We start from the raw sequence: 17390 nt of genomic DNA, 5'->3' as shown, positions 1-17390 counted from the left end.
TGGAGAATCCGAGCCCGGGTTCTACGCCTTGGCAAGAAGCTGCTCGACCCGGAACACCAGTTCGTCGGGGTCAAACGGCTTCTTCATATAATCATTGGCGCCTGCGAAGCGCGCGAGCTCCTCGTCGCGCTGGCCCTGACGCCCGGTGAGCATCATGACGGGCAGATCGGCAAAAGCAGCGCTCTTGCGCAGCTCCTGCACCAGCAAGACGCCCGCCAGCCCTGGCATGTTGCAATCGAGGATCACCAAATCGGGCTTTCTCGCTTTGATGATCTTGAGCGCTTCGCCACCATCGAGGACGAGCCCGGCGCCGTGGCCGGCCGAGATGAGCGCATCGCGGGCGATTTCACCGACGATCTCGTCGTCGTCGGCGATGATGATCCGGGCCATTCGTGTCTCGCTCCAGGTTTCGACATTGGGGGTTCAAAGCGACGCGCCACCCTGAACCCGCGCGTCCATCATTAAGAAGCAATGGTTCAACAAGGCCTTAACCAATCCCGCCATAGAGACGACGTCTCACGGGAGGCGCGGAAATGTACACGGAGAGGGTAAGGTCGCAGGTCGCGCTCGTCGTCGCGCTCGTCCTGCTGATCTGCTGCGCGGGTTCCGGGCTCTGGCTGGTCCACGAGAAGCAGAAGGCCGACGCCTGGGTTCGCCACACTTATGTCGTCAAGGAGCATCTGTCCGACGTCCGCGTCGACCTGCTGCGGGCGGAGGTGTACCGGCGTGCCCTCGTCCTCGGCGACGCGCAGGCCGGCGACACGCTCGCCGAAATCTCGCGCAAGGTACCGCGGCAATTGGCGACGCTTCGCCGATCGACGAACGACAATCCCGATCAGCATGCGCGGGTCGAGGCGTTCGCCAAGATCGCCAACACCAGGCTGAAGGACATCGGCGAGACCATCGCCTTGACCCGGCAGGGCAAGGCGAGCGACGCGGCCAGGATCATGGCGAGCCCCGAGAGCCATGTGGCGACCGCCGCCCTGATCGACCTGATCAAGCGCATCAGCGCGGAAGAGCGGCGCCTGCTCGCCATCCGGCTGAAGCATGCCGAGAATTTCCGCGCGCCGATCCAGGCGGGACTGATCGTCAGCGGCTTGCTCATCGTGCTGCTCGCCGTGCTCGTCTACCACGACCGCTGGAGGCGGCTTAACGCCTTGCGCATCGTAAACGAGCGGCTCGAGGCAGACATCCTGCGTCGCCAGATGGCCGAGTCGGAATTGTCGCTCCTCGCGCAGAACGCCACCGATGCCGTGCTGCGCGTCGACCTCAAAGGCCGCTGCATCTACGCGTCGCCATCGGTCGAGCAGCTGTTCGGGATCAAGGCCAGCCTGCTGGTCGGGCAGCGGCTCGGCGCCTCGGTTCATCCCGACGATCGCGCGGAAATGCAGTCGTTCCATAGCGCGCTCGTCACCGGCACCGTCGATCGCGGCGTGCGTGCCTATCGCGCGAAGCGGATCGATACGCCCGCCTACGAGCTATGGATAGAGGCGCATTCTGGCCTCGTCCGCGATCCCGCAACCGGCGAACCACGCGAGATCATCACGTCGTTGCGCGACGTCACCGAACGCAAGCGCCTCGAAGCCGAGCTGGAGGCGGCGCGCGAGCATGCGGAAGCCGCCGTCCGCGCCAAGTCGAGCTTCCTCGCCAATATGAGTCACGAGATACGAACGCCGATGAACGGTGTTCTCGGCTTCGCCGACCTGTTGCTCAACAGCGAGATATCGACGGAGCAACGCCATCAGGCGCAGTTGATCGTCGACTCCGCCAAGGCGATGATGCGGCTGCTCAACGACATTCTCGATCTCTCCAAGATCGAGGCGGGGCAGATGCAAATCTCACCCGAGCCAATCGATCTGCGCCATGCCCTGCGCAACTGCATCAAGCTCGTGCAGCCCGCCGCCTCCCAGAAAGGTCTTCAGCTCGATGTCGAGATCGACGAGGCGCTGCCGGTCTGCGTGCTGCTCGATGGCCTGCGGTTGCGCCAGGTCACGCTGAACCTGCTGGCGAACGCGGTGAAATTCACGCCGGCAGGCAGCGTGTGCCTGCGCGCATACGGTGTCGAGGGACAGGGGCGGCCGATGTTCGAGGTCGCCGTGGAGGATACCGGCATCGGCATTCCCGCGCATCGGCAGGCTGCGGTATTCGACCAGTTCACCCAAGCCGAACATTCCACGGCGAAGCGGTTCGGCGGGACCGGTCTCGGCCTGGCGATCAGCAAGCAGCTCGCGGCGTTGATGAGCGGCAGCCTGGAACTGACCAGCGACGAGGGGATCGGCACGACGTTCACGCTTCGCCTGCCGCTGCTGCCGGCGCAATCCGACGAGCGGGAAGCGATGCCGATCGCCGCCCGGACGACCGAGCAGCGCCCGCTCCGCATCCTTCTCGCCGAGGATCACGACGTCAATCAGGTCCTGATGAAGGCGATGCTGTCGCGGCTCGGCCACGACTGCGTCATCGTCGACAACGGTCTGCGCGCCGTGCAGGCGGCGACCGCCGCCGATGCGCGCTTCGACCTGCTGCTGATGGATGTGCAGATGCCCGTCATGGACGGGCTGGACGCCGCCAGGGCGATACGGTCCGCAGGGATCACCGCCGATCGCCTGCCGATCGTGGCGCTGACCGCAAATGCCTATGCCGACGACGTTGCCACATGCCTCGACGCCGGGATGCAGGACCATCTCGCCAAGCCGCTCGATCTGGCGATCCTTACCCGCGCCGTCCAGAAATGGACGCGCTCCGTGCCCGCCAAGGTCCTCGTCACGCCGACGTTCAAGATCAGTCCGGCGCTGCAAGCGCGCTTCGACGAGCGCAAGGCGGAACTGCTCGCCTTCGCCAAGCGGCTCGACGACGGCGATCAGGTGGATGACGAGGGGGTCAAGCAGCTTGCCGGACTGCTCCACAAACTGGCGGGCTCCGCTGCGATGTTCGGGCAAAAGGACCTCGGCGTACGTGCGGCAGAACTCGAGGAGCAATTGGAGACGGCGGCAGCGGGTAGTGAGAAGGCCGTGATCCATACCTTGCTGCAGACGCTGCGAGACGCGGCTTAGGCGATCGCATCAATAGCTGTTGATTGGTGGATGTGTAGAACCAGACGTCGAAGGTAGTACCAATTCTTTGCGGGTGGCTTAGGTGGACTGCCATTCCCTTACAGATCGGGCTGGCGCTGAAGCCGTGGCCGCTCTCCCGTTCCCGGCTGAAGGTTGCCAACCCGCATGCGGCCCAGCGGCTTCAAATGTCTGCAAATAGGTCGCCAACAAAGCGGAGGTCGGCGGGCATCCCAGACGCATCGATCGATCAGGCCGTCGCCATCAAAGCGGCATGGCGTAGAGCGCGTGATGGGTCAGGATGAACAGCGTGCGTTTGTCCTTCCCCCCGATCAATAGCTGCAATGGCCGCTCGGGGGTGTCGATCCGGCGCTCGAGCTTTCCGTCCTTGCCGTAAACGAACACCTGCCCGTTGGCGACGTAGAGGGTCCCGGCGTCATCCCGCGCGACGCTCTCGCCGCCACGGTCTGCTACCACCTTCAGGTCGGTCAATTGTCCGCCGATGCCGACCAGTCCGCTGTACGTCCGGTTTTCCGATGCATTCGTCAGGACCACGCGCTCACCCTGTTTCGCGGCCACCAATCCATAAGCGTCGAGCGAGTCCGACCAGCGCCAGCCGAGAGTGTCCGCCGTGCTCTGGTTCCAAACGCGAAACGCCGGCAGCACCAGCGACCCGTCGGGCGAGACATATTCCTGCGGCTTGGCCTCGGCCATCTTGTCCACGAAAAATGCGGACAGGGGCGGGAAGGCGTAGGTCTTGGGATCGAGCCGATCGGCGAACTCGCCATTGGCATAGACGTTGACCGGCAACAGCGTCGCCGCGTCGCCGTTTCTGCGCGCCGGGGTGGCGGGGATCGTGCGGACCTGCTCGGGATGCGCGGGATCGATGCTGTACACGCTGGCGTCCGTTCCCGCCGACGAGAGCACCATCAGGTCGCCGGAGCGGGCGACCGCCAGATTCACCGGGTCGAGCGGCGTATCCGTCAGCAGCGACAATCCCTCCTCCTGCGACCAGCCATGGATGCGGTGTTGAAAGCGGTCGATGAAGTAGAGCTTGCCGCTGGCATCGACCGCGCCGCCGGCGATCGAATAGAAGCCGTCCGCCAGTTTCCGGATGCCCGGCGTCACCACGACGCCGGACTCAGTGGCCGCGGCTGCCGCGGTGGCGGGGACGTCTAATCTGGCGAACTCGCGCTCGCGCACCTCCTGCCGGCGCGTGTAATCCTTGATCGCATTCTCGAACGGATATTTGCTGGCGCGCGAGAACGTGCCGCAACCCTTTGCGTCGCAATGTGCGAAGCTGTTGTCCGCGTTGACGTGGACGTTGCGGAACCGGATATCGCCCGAATCGAACAGCCGCACCGCCGTGTCCATCGGCTTCGCCGACCGCGTCACCCGATAGCTGTGGTAATTGGCGAACAGGATGTTGCGCGAATGGTGGAACTCGGTCGACACCGCATTGACCCCGTCGGTGACCTCCTGCTCGGTCTGCGGCCCCAGGAACTGCCAGTTCTCGACGTTGCGCAGCACGATTTCGTTCTTGAGGTGATGCTCCGCCGACAGCTCGTAGACATAGCCCGGCGTCTTGGTGTCGGACACCATGAAGCCGCTCGACGCGAGGCCGTTGGGGGTCCAGATCGCGGCGAAGGTGCCACCGCCGCCATCGGTCACCCAGATGCTGGCATGTTGCGAATCCATCCGTGCGCCGGGTTCGTTGACGCCGGTCGGCTTGCCGCCCGCCAGGACCACCGGGCCGTGGATGCGGACGTCGTTGACCAGCGATGCCTCGCCGGCCTTCCAGATCAGCGCCGTCGCACGCGGGTTGATCGCCCCCGCCCACAGGCCGAGCCCCGAGACGATCGCATTGCCGCCGCGGGCGCTCTCCACCATCGCCTTGGCGGCGCCCGTACCCGCATAGCCTTCCGTCCGGTTCGCCAGCGTGATCTGGGTCAGATCGGGATGCAGCGCGATGACCACGCTGTCCGGCCGCAGCTTCAGCGTATTGGTGATCCGGTAGCGGCCGATCGGCAGGTAGACGACGCGATGCGCGGTGATCGCGCGCTGGAGCGCGGCGGTATCGTCGGTGCTGTCGTCGCCCCGCGCGCCGGCGTCGCGCACGTTGGCCCATTCGCGCACCGGCGGCAGCGCGCGGATCGCCGGCGCGCGCCGCGTCGGCACCCGGGGCAGCGGGCTCATGCTGAGGTCGGTCGCATAGTCGCCGACGGCACCGAGGCCGGGTAATTTCAGCCCGTAGGAGAAGTCCTTGACCAGCCAGCGGCTGCCCTGGCCTGCCAGCGTCCTGCCGCTGTCGCGAAACAGCGCGAACGTCGGCGTGTTGATGCCGATCGCATGGTCGAAGCCGATCTGGGTGAAGACGCTTTTCTCTTCGGAGATCAGCACGGCGGCGCGCGACACGTTCTCGAAGCGGACGTCCTTGCCCCACAGGGAATCCGAATAGCCGCGATCGATCTCGATGCCGACCGGCGTGTTGCGGATCGCGACATTGACCAGCGTCAGGCCCAGCTCGTGCTCGCGGATCGCGGCGTCGCGCTGCCCCTCGAATTCGGAATCGATGAGCGTGAACGGCCAGGCGGGCGACGTCTTTTCACTGATGATGCCGTAGCGACCGCCGAAGAAGCGCAGGTCCTCGCATTCGTTGCCGGCCTGGTAGATGCCGGCAAGGCCGGATCCGAGCTGGAAGTCGGCGTGCCGCACGAAGGCATGTTGCGCCACGCGGAAGCGGATGGCGACGGCGCCGGCATTGCCTTGGCCGAGCGCGAAGTCGACGTTCGAGAGGGCGGAATAGAAGGTCGTCTGGGTCGCGTCGAACACGGCGGGGTCGAACGGGCGGGTGGTGGGCGGCGGGATCGGTGGCTTGCCCGACCGGTATTGATCGTCGCCGGTGAAGCTCACCACCGCGGCGATACCGTCCGCAAAGCCCGGCGTGTTGTCGCCGAGCACGATCACCGGGCGCGTCCTGCCGATGCCGAACACCCGCACCGCGGAACGGATCAGGATGGTGCGGCCGACCCGATAGCGTCCCGACGGCAGGAAGACGATGCCGCCCTTGGCCCCGCCGGTCCTCGCCGCGGCATCGATCGCCTGCTGGATCGCCGCGGCATCGTCGGCGACGCCATCGCCGACGCCTTTCACCGTGATCGCCCGTGGCTCGTCCGGACGGGTGACGTACACCGACGAGGACGCCCCATATGCGGGACCGGCGATGCTCGCCAGGGCGACGCCCAGCATCACGAAGGCTTTCAACTCATGCTCTCCCGGGACCGATCCGTTCGCGGACGGGGTTATGCCGCGCGGCAGGGGCGCGCAATCCGTCGTAAGGTCGTAGATTCATTGGTATTTTCGCACGGCCGCGTTCGGCTTCAGTCCTTGAACAGCAGGGGCGCCATCTCGCGCAGGCTCCGTCGCCACGACAGGAATTCGTGACCGGTACCGGGCGAGACGTAGAACACGCTGTTGATGCCGGCCTTCTTCAGCGCATCGGCATTCGCGCGCGGATCGACGCGCGGGCCGCCGGGCGGACCGGTGCCCCCCCCGTCCAGCTCGCGGCTGCCGAAGCTGACGAAGGTCAGCTTGACGCGCTCCCGATATCCCGGCGTCTTGTCGACGTCGTCCAGCGACATGGTTCCGCCGCTCAGCAGACCGATATAGGCGAAGGTGTCGAGGTTCTTCGGCGCGATCAGCTTGGTCTCGAAACCGCCCATCGACAGCCCGGCCATGGCACGGTGGCGCTGGTCGGCGAGGGTGCGGAAGTGCGTATCGACATAAGGGATCAGCTCGTTGACCAGCACGGTCTGGAACGGCTTGATGTCGAAGCGCGCAAGCCCGCCGGGACTGCCCGGCCGGATGTCGTTGGTCATGCCGTAGGTCATGACGATGATGAAGGGCCGCGTTCGGCCGGACGCGATCAGATTGTCCATGATCAGATTGGCGTGCCCCTGATTGGACCAGGCGGTCTCGTCCTCGCCCCAGCCATGCTGGAGGTAGAGCACCGGATAGCGCGTCGGCTTGCCGGCGTCGTAGCCGGGCGGCGTGTAGACGAACGCGCGACGCTGCGTCTGCGTGCTCGGCGACGGGAACAGGATCTGTTCGACGTGGCCGTGCGGGACGGCCTTCAGGGCGTAGAAATCGGCATCGTCGGCCGGTATCTCGATGCCGCTCTCCCAGCGCGTCGATCCGTAGAAGTTGAGCGTGCCCGGATCGTTGAACGTCCCGCCATCGACGGTCAGGTGGTAATAATGGAACCCCGGGTCGAGCGGGCCTTCCGACGTGCCCGTCCACGATCCGTCCGCCGCCTTGGCGAGCACCGTGCCGCCGCGCCCGCCAAGGCCGAGGCTGACCTTGACGCTCTTCGCTTCGGGCGCAGTGATCTTGAAGCGGACGAAGCCCTGCGAATTGACCTGGGGATAGCTTTGCCCGGGCTGGTTCAGCGTCGAGGGCCTGAAATCCTCGACCACCGCGGGCACGGCGGTTTGCGCCAGAGCTGTAGGAGCGATCATGGCCGCGGCCAGCATCGCAGCAAGAGCGATCTTCACCAGACATCCTCCCTCAAAGAAGCATATCCGCATCTAATATCGCCTTGTTGTCAATGACCTATGCGTCGCCTGCCGACCCTCCATCCGATCGTCATCGGGCCGGGCAATCATTTGTAATGTGGGAGTATTGACAGCCGCCCCAAATCCCACGACACGTGATGGTAACGTTACCAGATTCATCTGGACAGGAAGGGAGAGGCCATGTTGAACCGTGCTGGCGGATCGCGTTCGCGAATGAGAGGGATCGGCTCGGCGAGCGTCGCCGCCATCGCCATCGGGCTCGTCTGCACGCCGGCAGCGGCGCAGCAGACGCCGGCCCCGGTCGACGTCCAGCGCGCCACGCCGGTCCAGACGGACGCCGGCGGTCAGTCGGTGGATGCGGCGGGGGGCACGATCACCCAGGCGGACCCGCAGGCGGCAGTCGCCGGCCAGGATGCGCCGGCCGAGGATATCGTGATCACCGGATCGCGCATCACCACCGGCGGCTTCACCGCGCCGACGCCCACCACGATCATCGATTCGGCCGCGATCGCCGCGAACGCACAGCCCAACGTCTTCACCACGATCGCGCAATTGCCCTCGCTGCAAGGCTCGACCGGCACGTCGGTCGGCACGTTCAGCACCTCGAGCGGGCAGCAGGGGCTCAGCTCCTTCTCGCTGCGCGGCGTCGGCGCGATCCGCACACTGACGTTGCTCGACGGCCAGCGCGTGGTCGGCGCGAACGTGACCGGCGTTCCCGACATCAGCCTGTTCCCGCAACTGCTCATCAAGCGCGTCGACGTCGTCAACGGCGGAGCGTCCGCCTCCTACGGTTCGGATGCGGTCGGCGGGGTGGTCAATTTCATCACCGACACCCGGTTCAAGGGCATCCGCGGCAACGTCCAGGGCGGCATCACCACCTATGGCGACGACGAGCAGGTGCTCGTCCAGCTCGCGGCCGGCACCAGCGCGCTGAACGATCGGTTGCACCTGATCGCCAGCACCGAATATGCGCATGAGGAGGGCGTCGGCGGCGGCGACTTCGGCATCGGCCTGGCGGGCGGGCGTGACTGGTTCCGCCAGTCGACGCTCATCAACCGCAACGTCGTCAATGACGGTTCGCCGCAATATCTGTTCCGCGACTTCGCCCAGCCGTACAATTACACCAAATACGGGCTGATCACGGCGGGGCCGTTACAGGGTATCGCCTTCGATCAGGGCGGCAATCCGTTCCAGTTCAACTACGGCTCGAACGGCGTTCCGGCGCGCGACGCGGCCGGCAACGTCAACGGCTGTTATCCCGGCTTCTGTCTGGGCGGCGATCTGTCCGGCAACGTCGATGCGGGGCGGACGCTCCAGTCGAAGATCCAGCGGGTCAACAGCTACGGCCGGATCGGCTTCGACTTCGCGCCCAACGGCGAGATCTACGCCACCGCCAACATCGGTCAGGTGAAGACCAGCAACCAGCCGGTGGGCGGGCAGAATCGCCCCAATCTCACCATCCAGTGCGCCAATCCGTTCGTGCCCGCGCTGGTGCAGGCCGCCTGTGCCACCGCCGGGATCACCAATTTCCAATATGGCACCAGCAACGCGGCGCTCGGCAGCACGCAGGTGTTCACCGACCGCCGGCAATACCGGTTCGTCGCCGGCGCGAAAGGCCGCCAGCCCGTCGCCGGCTCGGAGTGGAGCTACGACATCTATTACGAACATGGCACCAATTATTCGAACATCGACGTCAACAACATCCTGCTGTCCAACCGCTTCAACCGGGCGATCAACGCGACGACGCTGAACGGCGCGATCGTCTGCGCCAATGCGGTGGCGCGCGCCAACGGCTGTCAGCCGCTCAACATCTTCGGCGGCAATCCGTCCCAGGCGGCGCTGTCGTACATCATGCCCGAGAACGGGCCGCGGCAGCGGACGCGGCAGACGCAGGACGTCATCAGCCTCAACTTCTCGGGATCGCCCTTCTCGTCGTGGGCGGGGCCGGTCTCGGTCGCGTTCGGCGGCGAATTCCGGCATGAATTCTACACCGTGCGTGCCGATCCTTATGGCGCCGGCTTCGCCAACACGCCCGCCGATGCGGCCTATCCCGCCGATCCGACGCTGCTCGCGGGCGGCAACAACTGGTATGCGGGCAATTACAAGAACGGCAACGGCGCCTACAGCGTCAAGGAAGCCTTCGTCGAGGCCGATTTGCCGCTGATCAACTCCGATCTGGCCGGGCGCGCCAACGTCAACGGCGCGGTGCGCGTCACCGACTACAGCACCTCCGGAACGGTATGGGCGTGGAAGATCGGCGGCACCTGGGACCTGCCGCTGGACGGCCTGCGGGTGCGCGGCGTCACCTCGCGCGACGTGCGCGCGCCCAATCTGTCCGAATTGTTCGCCGCGCCGGTGACGACCACGCTGCCGGGCTTTTTCGATCCCTTCCGCAACGTCAACGTGCTGGCGATCCAGAACACGATCGGCAACCGCAACCTGACGCCGGAGATCGCCCGCAACACCACCTTGGGGATCGCCTTCTCGGGCTCGAAGGCGCTGCCGGGGCTCAGCCTGTCGGTCGATTACTACAAGATCAAGATCACCGACGTCATATCCAGCCTGGGCGCGGCGGACATCGTCAACCTGTGCTTCCAGAACATCGCGCCGGAAACCTGTGGCGCCTTCAACCTGAACAACAATGCGGGGCCGAACTTCATTAACGTCCAGGCCTTCAATCTCGCATCGATCGAGACCGACGGCTTCGACATCGAGGCGAGCTATCGCTGGCAGCGGCCGCTGGGACTGCCCGGCAGCCTGACGTTGCGGGCGCTGGCGACGAACATCCGCAGCTTCGTCACCGATACCGGCCTGCCCGGTACGATCCCGGTCGACAGCGCCGGCGCCAACATCGGCAACACGCCCGACTGGAAGTGGCTCGCGGTGCAGACCTATGCCACCGACGATTTCTCGCTGCTGGTGCAGGAGCGCTGGTTCAGCGACGGCGTGCTCGGCCATCAATATGTCGAGTGCACGACCGGCTGCCCGGTCTCGACCAACAACCGTCCGACGATCGACACCAATTTCATCCCCGGTGCCTTCTACATGGACGTCGGCGGGACCTACAATCTCACCTCGGCGATGACCGCCTATTTCAAGGTCGACAACGTGTTCAACCGCGATCCGGCGCGCTCGCCGTATTTCGTCAATCCCGCGCTCTACGACGTGCTCGGCCGCGTCTACCGCGCCGGCGTCCGTTTCAAGTTCTGAACCGTCCCCCCTCTGTGGTCCGGGAGCAGCGCTTCCGGACCACTTTTTTGGATATTCCATGGTGCGCGCTTCCCGCCTGACCGCAATGCTGCTGCTGACCTCCGCCGTCGCGAGCGCGGCGCCCGACGTCCGGCCCGGCGCCAATCCGATCATCCGCGACACGTTCACCGCCGATCCGGCGCCTCTGGTGGTCGGCGACCGGCTGTACCTCTACGTCGGGCATGACGAGGCGCAGCGCGACGAGATGTTCAACATGAAGGAATGGCTGGTCTATTCCACGACGGACATGCGGCATTGGACCCGCCACGGGCCGATCATGAAGGTGTCCGACTTCACATGGGCCAAGAAGGACGCCTGGGCGTCGCAGACGATCTTCAAGAACGGCAGATACTGGTTCTATGCCGCGGTCGAGCATGACGACACGCATCCCGGAAAGGCGATCGCGGTCGCGGTATCCGATCGCCCGACGGGGCCATTCGTCGATGCCAAGGGGGCGGCGCTCATCACCAATGGCATGACGCCGAAGGGCACGCACAGCTGGGAGGATATCGATCCCACCGTGTTGACCGACGACGACGGCACGACCTGGATCGCATGGGGCAACCGGCAATGCTACATCGCCCGGCTGAAGCCCAATATGGTGGAGATCGACGGGCCGATCGTCGAGATCACGCCCCCGCATTTCGAAGAGGGGCCGTGGCTGCACAAGCGCGGCGGGCTTTACTATCTGACCTATGCCTCGCTGGATCGCGCGACGCATCGTGACGAGCGCGTGTCCTATTCGACCGCACCGTCGCTGAAGGGGCCGTGGACGTATCGCGGCGAACTCACCGGATCGGGAAAGTACAGTTTCACGATCCATCCCGGCATCGCCCGGTTCAAAGGCGCTTGGTATCTGTTCCTGCATAATGCAGCGCTGACGATCGGCGACCTGAACGGGGCGATCGGACGGCGGGCGGTGACCGTCGAGCCGCTGCGCTACAAAGCGGACGGCACGATGATCCCCGTCGTGCAGACCGATGCCGGCGTCACCGCCCCGACGCGGTGATCGCCTACGGCATGGTCCGGACCGGATGGGGCAGGGGGTTCGACCGCGGCGTCGCCGTGGACTCGCGTTCGATCAACTGGTGGTCGAGGACGGTTGCGCGCGCATCGTCGTCCGCCACCGGGCCGGCACGAATGTCCTGGATCAGCAATTGCAGCGCCGCCGCAGCGAGCGCGCGCACCGGTTGGCGGATGGTGGTGAGCGGCGGCCAGAGCGTGGTGGCGGCGGTGCTGTCGTCGAAACCGGTCACGGTGAGATCGGCGGGAACGTCGAGATGACGGCGATGCGCCACCGAGACGACGGCCGCGGCCATATCGTCGTTGCTCGCGAAGATCGCCGTAGGCGGATGCGCGCCGGCGAGCAGGGTCTCGCCGGCGACGAGTCCCGAGGCATAGCTATAGTCGCCCTGGACGATCTGGACGTCGAGGTCGCCTTCCTCGTCGACGGCCGCCTTGAAGCCGGCGAGCCGTTCCGCGCTGGCGGACTGGTCGGGATTGCCGAGGATGAAGCCGAGGCGCCGGTGTCCCAGCGCGATCAGGTGCCGCGTCATGTCATAGGCGGCACGGCGATTGTCGATGCCGACGCAGATCGCGCCGCACGCCGTCCCGCCCACCACCGCGACCGGCAGCTTCGCGGCGCGCAGGATCTGACCGACCACCTCGGATTCGCCGAGGGGCGGCGCGAGGATCATGCCCGCTACCCGCGAATCGATCAGCCCCTGGATCGCCTCGCGGCTCGGCGGCTTGCCATTCTCTCCCTTCAGCAGGATCAATTGGGCGGCGCGGGCCGACGCTTCCTCGAAGACGCCGGCGAGCAGGTCGCTCATGAACGCCGCGCTGGGATTGGAATAGATCACGCCGATCCGGATCTCGCGCGACGTCACCAGGCTGCGGGCGGTCAGATTGGGCGTATAGTTCAACGCGCTGATGATCTCGCCGACGCGGGCACGCACTTCGTCGCGCACCCCCGGGTCGCCGTTGATGACGCGCGACACCGTCATCGGCGACACGCCGGCATGTTTCGCGACGTCGATGATCGTGACGCCACGCGAGCGGCCTCTGGAACGGGTCAACTGTCTAGCGTCCTATCATCGGGCGCGTGGACGCCCGGCTGTTCGGCATCGACGTGCATCGTGCCGGGCGTGCAGGTCAATGGGGTCGTGCCGTCCTGCGCCGCTTCGGTACGCAAGCCGCGATCGGAACGCTTGCCATCCCGTACCGTCAACACCTAACCCTGCATGGTAACGTTATCGAGGAGCGGCGACGTGAGGCGTTTTCCATATATACGCTGGACGATCATCGCGCTGTTCGTGGTTGCGATGATCATCAATTATCTGACGCGCAGCATCCTCGGGGTCGCCGCGCCCGCGATCATGGCGGAGCAGCATATCTCCTCCGCGCAATATTCCTGGATCACCGGCGCCTTCCAGTTCGGCATCATGTTCCAGCCGCTCGCCGGATACCTGCTCGATGTGATCGGACTGAAGATCGGCTTCACGCTGTTCGTCGCGATCTGGTCGTGCATCACGCTCGGCCATGGCTTCGCCAACGGCTGGATGGGCTTCGCCGGCCTGCGCGGTGCGCTCGGCCTGGTCGAGGGATCGGCGCAACCGGCGGGGATGAAGCTGGTGGCGGAGTGGTTCCCGGCGCGCGAGCGCGGGGTCGCCGGCGGGATCTACCAGATCGGCGCTTCCTTCGGTGCCGTATTCGCGCCGCCGCTCGTCGCCTGGGCGGTGTTCAACCATAGCTGGCGTGCCGCCTTCTTCGTCGCGGGGGGGCTCGGGCTCGCATGGGTCGTCGCATGGCTGGCCTGGTATGCCCCGCCGCAGCGCCACCGGCGGCTGTCCGATGGCGAACGGACGCTGATCGTGGCGGGGCAGGAGGCCGCGCTGGTGAAGCATCGCCGCCGCCCGCCGCTCGGCGAATTGCTGCGCAAGCGCAATCTCTGGACGATCGCGGCGGCGCGATTCCTCGCCGATCCGGTCTGGGGCATGCTGTCGCTCTGGATGCCGCTCTATCTGGTGCAGGCCCGGCATTTCGATCTCGGCCAGATCGCGTTGTTCGCGTGGCTGCCGTTCCTCGCCGCCGATCTCGGCTGCCTGTTCGGCCCGGCGGTGGTCGCCTTCCTCCAGCGCCGCGGCGTCGGCCTGATCGACGCCCGGCGCGGCGCCTTCACGCTCGGCGCGGTGCTGATGACCGGCATGATGTTCGTCGGCACGGTGACCAGCCCGGCGGCGGCGATCGCGCTGCTGTGCCTCGGCGGCTTCGCGCATCAGACGCTGTCGGTCACGGTGATCACCTTATGCTCCGACCTCTTCCCGCACGATCAGGTGGCGACCGCCACCGGCGTCTCGGGCACCGCCGCCAATCTGGGCGTGCTGATCTTCACGCTTTCGCTCGGCTCGATGGTCGACCAGATCGGCTATCAGCCCTTCTTCATCGTGCTCGGCCTGCTTGATCTGGTGGGCGCGGCGCTGCTCTGGACCCTGATACGGAAAGCCGTATGACCCCTTCCAATCCCATCCTGCCCGGCTTCAACCCGGACCCGTCGATCACGCGGGTCGGGGACGATTTCTACGTCGCCACGTCGACCTTCGAATGGTTTCCCGGCGTCCGCATCCATCACAGCCGCGACCTGGCGACCTGGCGGCTGGTCGGGCGGCCGCTGACGCGGCCATCCCAGCTCGACATGCGGGGCAATCCGGATTCCTGTGGAGTCTGGGCGCCCGATCTCAGCTACAAGGATGGTCGTTTCCATCTGCTCTTCACCGACGTGAAACGCTACGGCCGGACCACGGTGGACGGCGCAAGAGGCGCGTCGCTGCGCGATTTCCACAATTACTGGGTGTGGAGCGACCGGATCGACGGCGACTGGTCCGACCCGGTCCACCTCAACAGCAGCGGGTTCGACCCCGCCTTGTTCCATGACGACGACGGGCGAAGCTGGCTGCTCAACATGCTGTGGGACCATCGGCCCAACCGGCGCAGGTTCGCCGGAATCGTCGTGCAGGAGATCGATCTGTCCACCGGCCGGTTGCTCGGCGAGCGCCGGCGCATCTTCGAAGGCACCTCGCTGGGCTTCACCGAAGGCCCCCATCTCTACAAGCGCGATGGCTGGTATCATCTGCTCGTCGCCGAGGGCGGGACCGAACGTGGGCATGCCGTCGTCATGGCGCGGTCGCGGTCGCTGACCGGGCCCTATGAACCGCATCCCGACGGCCCGGTCCTCACCGCGCGCAACCGGCCCGATGCGCCGCTGCAACGGACCGGCCACGGCGATCTCGTCGAGGGGCCGGACGGCGCGACCTGGATGGTCTATCTCTGCGGCCGGCCGCTTCCCGCCAGCGACCGCTGCGTGCTCGGCCGCGAAACGGCGATCCAGCGGATGGCGTGGGGCGAGGACGGCTGGCTGCGCCGGGCCGACCCCTGTGCGGGTCACGGTGCGGACCACGGCCGCGCCGAGCCGGTCCGCGCGCTGGACCGGTTCGACCGACCGACGCTGCCGCCCGCCTTCCAGTGGCTTCGTACGCCGCACCCCGAACGCCTGTTCAGCCTGACCGATCGACCGGGGCATCTCAGGCTCTTCGGTCGCGAGACGATCGGCAGCCATTTCGAACAGGCGTTGGTCGCGCGCCGGCAGACGGCGTTCCGCTATGACGCCCGGACGCTGCTCGACTTCGATCCGGCGCATTTCCAGCAGGCGGCCGGTCTGGTCTGCTATTACAACAGCACCAAATATTTCTTCCTCCACGTCACCGCCGGTGACGCCGGCGAGCGCCAGATCCAGGTGCTTTCGGTGACGCCGGAAGGCGAGGGGCAGAGCCTGCTCGGCGATCCGATCCTGCTCGATGCGGGGCCGGTCGAGCTGCGCGCGCAGGTGGATTACGAGCGCCTGCGTTTCGCCTTCCGGACGGGGCAGGACGCCGACTGGCGATGGATGCCTGCGTCGTTCGACGCCAGCCTGCTGTCGGATGAGGCGACGCTGCCCGGACTTCCCAACTTCACGGGCGCCTTCGTCGGCATGGCCTGCCAGGACATGGCCGGCACCGGCCGCCACGCCGATTTCGCCCGTTTCGACTATGTGGAGGAGGTCGGCTAGCGGTCAGGTCCGGCGCCGGCTGTACGGGCCTCCTGCCGTTAGCCGGGTGGTGCAGCGGGTGCGAGAACCTCCGGCGCGACGAGCCGGAAGCCGAGCATGCTGCGCCCTGGGCTGAATGCGCCCGTCAAAGCGGCGCCTCGAGGGGGCTGGACTGCTCCAAGGCGGAATGCGCCGGGATCGACCTCAGTAAAGATCGTTCCTCACGCTGTTGCCGTCGGAGCATCGGTAAACGGAACGCGCAGCCCAGCCGCGCGCTTAGCTCGCAGCAAAGGAGTTGATCATGATCAAGACGTTACTCGTGGCTGTCGTTGCGGCCGCAAGCCTTGGTTCACCCGCTTTCGCCGACACGCCCGGCAAAGGCTGGATCAGCGACGCGAAGGTCAAGACCATCCTCGCGAAGCGCGGCTATCAGGTCACCAAGTTGGAAGCCGACGACGGCCATTGGGAAGGCGAAGCACGCAAGGCCAATGTGCGTTATGAATTCCACGTCGATCCGCGCTCGGGTGCGATCACGAAGATGGAGCGAGATCACAACTGATCGGTGATTGCGCAAGTCTGGGGCATGGCGGCAGCGATCGGCACTACGCGCCGCTGTCCTTTCTTCGGCGTCCACCACACGGGCGCCGGGTTTGGTCGCTTTGTCCAGGCGCGACGATCTGAACGCGGGTCGACCGACCGCCAGCGGATCGGGCGCACGAATAGCGTCGTCTCCCATCCGCGTTGGCGGCTCGCGCCCGAGGGTTCGACCGTGTCGTCGTCGCCCGAGTAGACGAGTTCGCCCTCCGAGCGCGACCACCAGCGATCGAGCGTGAACATCACCGGACGTCGCTCGATTCGGGGCCCGATCTCGTAGCCCGTGCCGCGCACCAGCCCCGGCACCGCATCGGTTCCGGCGAGCACCCCACGCGAGTCGTTCGAGTGGAAGCCTTGGCCGTAATTGGCGTAGGGGCGACGTCCCGTGCGAGCGTAAATGCTGCACCGGTCTTGGGCGTGACGATCGAGTCGCTCGTGGCACCGCTCGTCGCCGCGCCGGCCAGCGCCAAGGCGCGGAAGCGATAATGATCGATCCGGCCACCGCCGGTCAGCGTCAGCCGCTCGACCGGTTGCCAGCGCAGCTCGGCATAGCCTGCCCGTTTGGTCTCGCGCACGTCGGCGAGGCTGGTGGTGCTGATGCGACGGCCGCCCGCATTGTGGTAGAAACCGAGACCGTCGATCCGGTCGGTACGAACCTCGGTGCCGACTGGGAGCTGCCACGCGGCGCCGGGCGGAATGCGGTGCTGCACACGCTTCTGAAAAGCGCTCAAAGGGCTTTGAATGGCTGCATCTAGGTCTACTCCGCCCCCGGCATCATCGCCCCTGTTTGGCTAGCTTAGAGTTGGGTGATCGCATCGCGGCGTGGAGCATCGCGGGATCGAC

At 66.1% G+C, this 17390-nt stretch carries 13 protein-coding genes; 6 read left to right on the top strand and 7 right to left on the bottom strand.

Going from position 1 to position 17390, the window contains the following annotated elements; translation table 11 throughout:
- Positions 1-21: 21 nt before the first annotated feature.
- On the bottom strand, positions 22-390 hold the full coding sequence (locus AC07U4_RS16105) for a response regulator (RefSeq protein ID WP_038665254.1): 369 nt from the start codon (positions 388-390) through the stop codon (positions 22-24).
- Between the two features lie 143 nt (positions 391-533).
- Here AC07U4_RS16105 and AC07U4_RS16100 point away from each other — a divergent pair, with 143 nt between their 5' ends.
- Complete coding sequence (locus AC07U4_RS16100; RefSeq protein WP_495196099.1) at positions 534-3050, top strand: ATP-binding protein; 2517 nt, start codon at positions 534-536, stop codon at positions 3048-3050.
- Between the two features lie 261 nt (positions 3051-3311).
- Here AC07U4_RS16100 and AC07U4_RS16095 read toward each other — a convergent pair whose 3' ends face one another.
- Both AC07U4_RS16095 and AC07U4_RS16090 read right to left on the bottom strand, forming a co-directional pair.
- Positions 3312-6296, bottom strand: a complete 2985-nt coding sequence (locus AC07U4_RS16095; RefSeq protein ID WP_495196186.1) for a glycosyl hydrolase family 28-related protein — start codon at positions 6294-6296, stop codon at positions 3312-3314.
- 131 nt (positions 6297-6427) lie between these two features.
- A complete protein-coding gene (locus tag AC07U4_RS16090) occupies positions 6428-7600 on the bottom strand; it encodes an alpha/beta hydrolase (protein WP_495196098.1) in 1173 nt (390 codons plus the stop codon).
- A gap of 201 nt (positions 7601-7801) precedes the next feature.
- Between AC07U4_RS16090 and AC07U4_RS16085 the strand changes: the two genes are divergently transcribed.
- Positions 7802-10831 (top strand): TonB-dependent receptor plug domain-containing protein, encoded by a 3030-nt coding sequence (locus AC07U4_RS16085; protein ID WP_495196097.1) that lies wholly within the window; start codon positions 7802-7804, stop codon positions 10829-10831.
- Positions 10832-10889: 58 nt separating this feature from the next.
- Complete coding sequence (locus AC07U4_RS16080) at positions 10890-11879, top strand: glycoside hydrolase family 43 protein (RefSeq protein ID WP_495196096.1); 990 nt, start codon at positions 10890-10892, stop codon at positions 11877-11879.
- Positions 11880-11883: 4 nt separating this feature from the next.
- On the opposite strand, the gene AC07U4_RS16075 is transcribed toward AC07U4_RS16080, so the two are convergent.
- Together AC07U4_RS16075 and AC07U4_RS16070 are read right to left on the bottom strand one after the other, a co-directional pair.
- A complete protein-coding gene (locus tag AC07U4_RS16075) occupies positions 11884-12948 on the bottom strand; it encodes a LacI family DNA-binding transcriptional regulator (RefSeq protein ID WP_495196095.1) in 1065 nt (354 codons plus the stop codon).
- Positions 12945-13100: a hypothetical protein gene (locus AC07U4_RS16070; RefSeq protein ID WP_495196094.1), complete on the bottom strand. Its 156-nt coding sequence runs from the start codon at positions 13098-13100 to the stop codon at positions 12945-12947. The genes AC07U4_RS16075 and AC07U4_RS16070 overlap by 4 nt, the downstream gene beginning before the upstream one ends.
- A gap of 40 nt (positions 13101-13140) precedes the next feature.
- On the opposite strand from AC07U4_RS16070, the gene AC07U4_RS16065 reads away from it, so the two are divergent.
- From AC07U4_RS16065 to AC07U4_RS16055, 3 genes are all read left to right on the top strand, one after another.
- Positions 13141-14382, top strand: coding sequence for an MFS transporter (locus AC07U4_RS16065; RefSeq protein ID WP_495196093.1), 1242 nt, complete (start codon positions 13141-13143; stop codon positions 14380-14382).
- Complete coding sequence (locus AC07U4_RS16060; RefSeq protein ID WP_495196092.1) at positions 14379-15974, top strand: glycoside hydrolase family 43 protein; 1596 nt, start codon at positions 14379-14381, stop codon at positions 15972-15974. The genes AC07U4_RS16065 and AC07U4_RS16060 overlap by 4 nt, the downstream gene beginning before the upstream one ends.
- Positions 15975-16254: 280 nt before the next feature.
- Complete coding sequence (locus tag AC07U4_RS16055; RefSeq protein ID WP_038665507.1) at positions 16255-16512, top strand: PepSY domain-containing protein; 258 nt, start codon at positions 16255-16257, stop codon at positions 16510-16512.
- Here the strand turns inward: AC07U4_RS16055 and AC07U4_RS16050 are convergent.
- A complete protein-coding gene (locus AC07U4_RS16050; RefSeq protein WP_495196192.1) occupies positions 16503-16874 on the bottom strand; it encodes a hypothetical protein in 372 nt (123 codons plus the stop codon). The two genes, AC07U4_RS16055 and AC07U4_RS16050, sit on opposite strands and share 10 nt — an antisense overlap.
- Positions 16790-17257, bottom strand: a complete 468-nt coding sequence (locus AC07U4_RS16045; protein ID WP_495196091.1) for a TonB-dependent receptor domain-containing protein — start codon at positions 17255-17257, stop codon at positions 16790-16792. Before AC07U4_RS16045 ends, AC07U4_RS16050 begins: the two co-directional genes overlap by 85 nt.
- Positions 17258-17390 lie beyond the last annotated feature (133 nt).

The sequence above is a fragment of the Sphingomonas sp. GW821-FHT02B09 genome (assembly GCF_059421875.1).
This window is presented reverse-complemented; position numbering and strand designations above follow the sequence as displayed.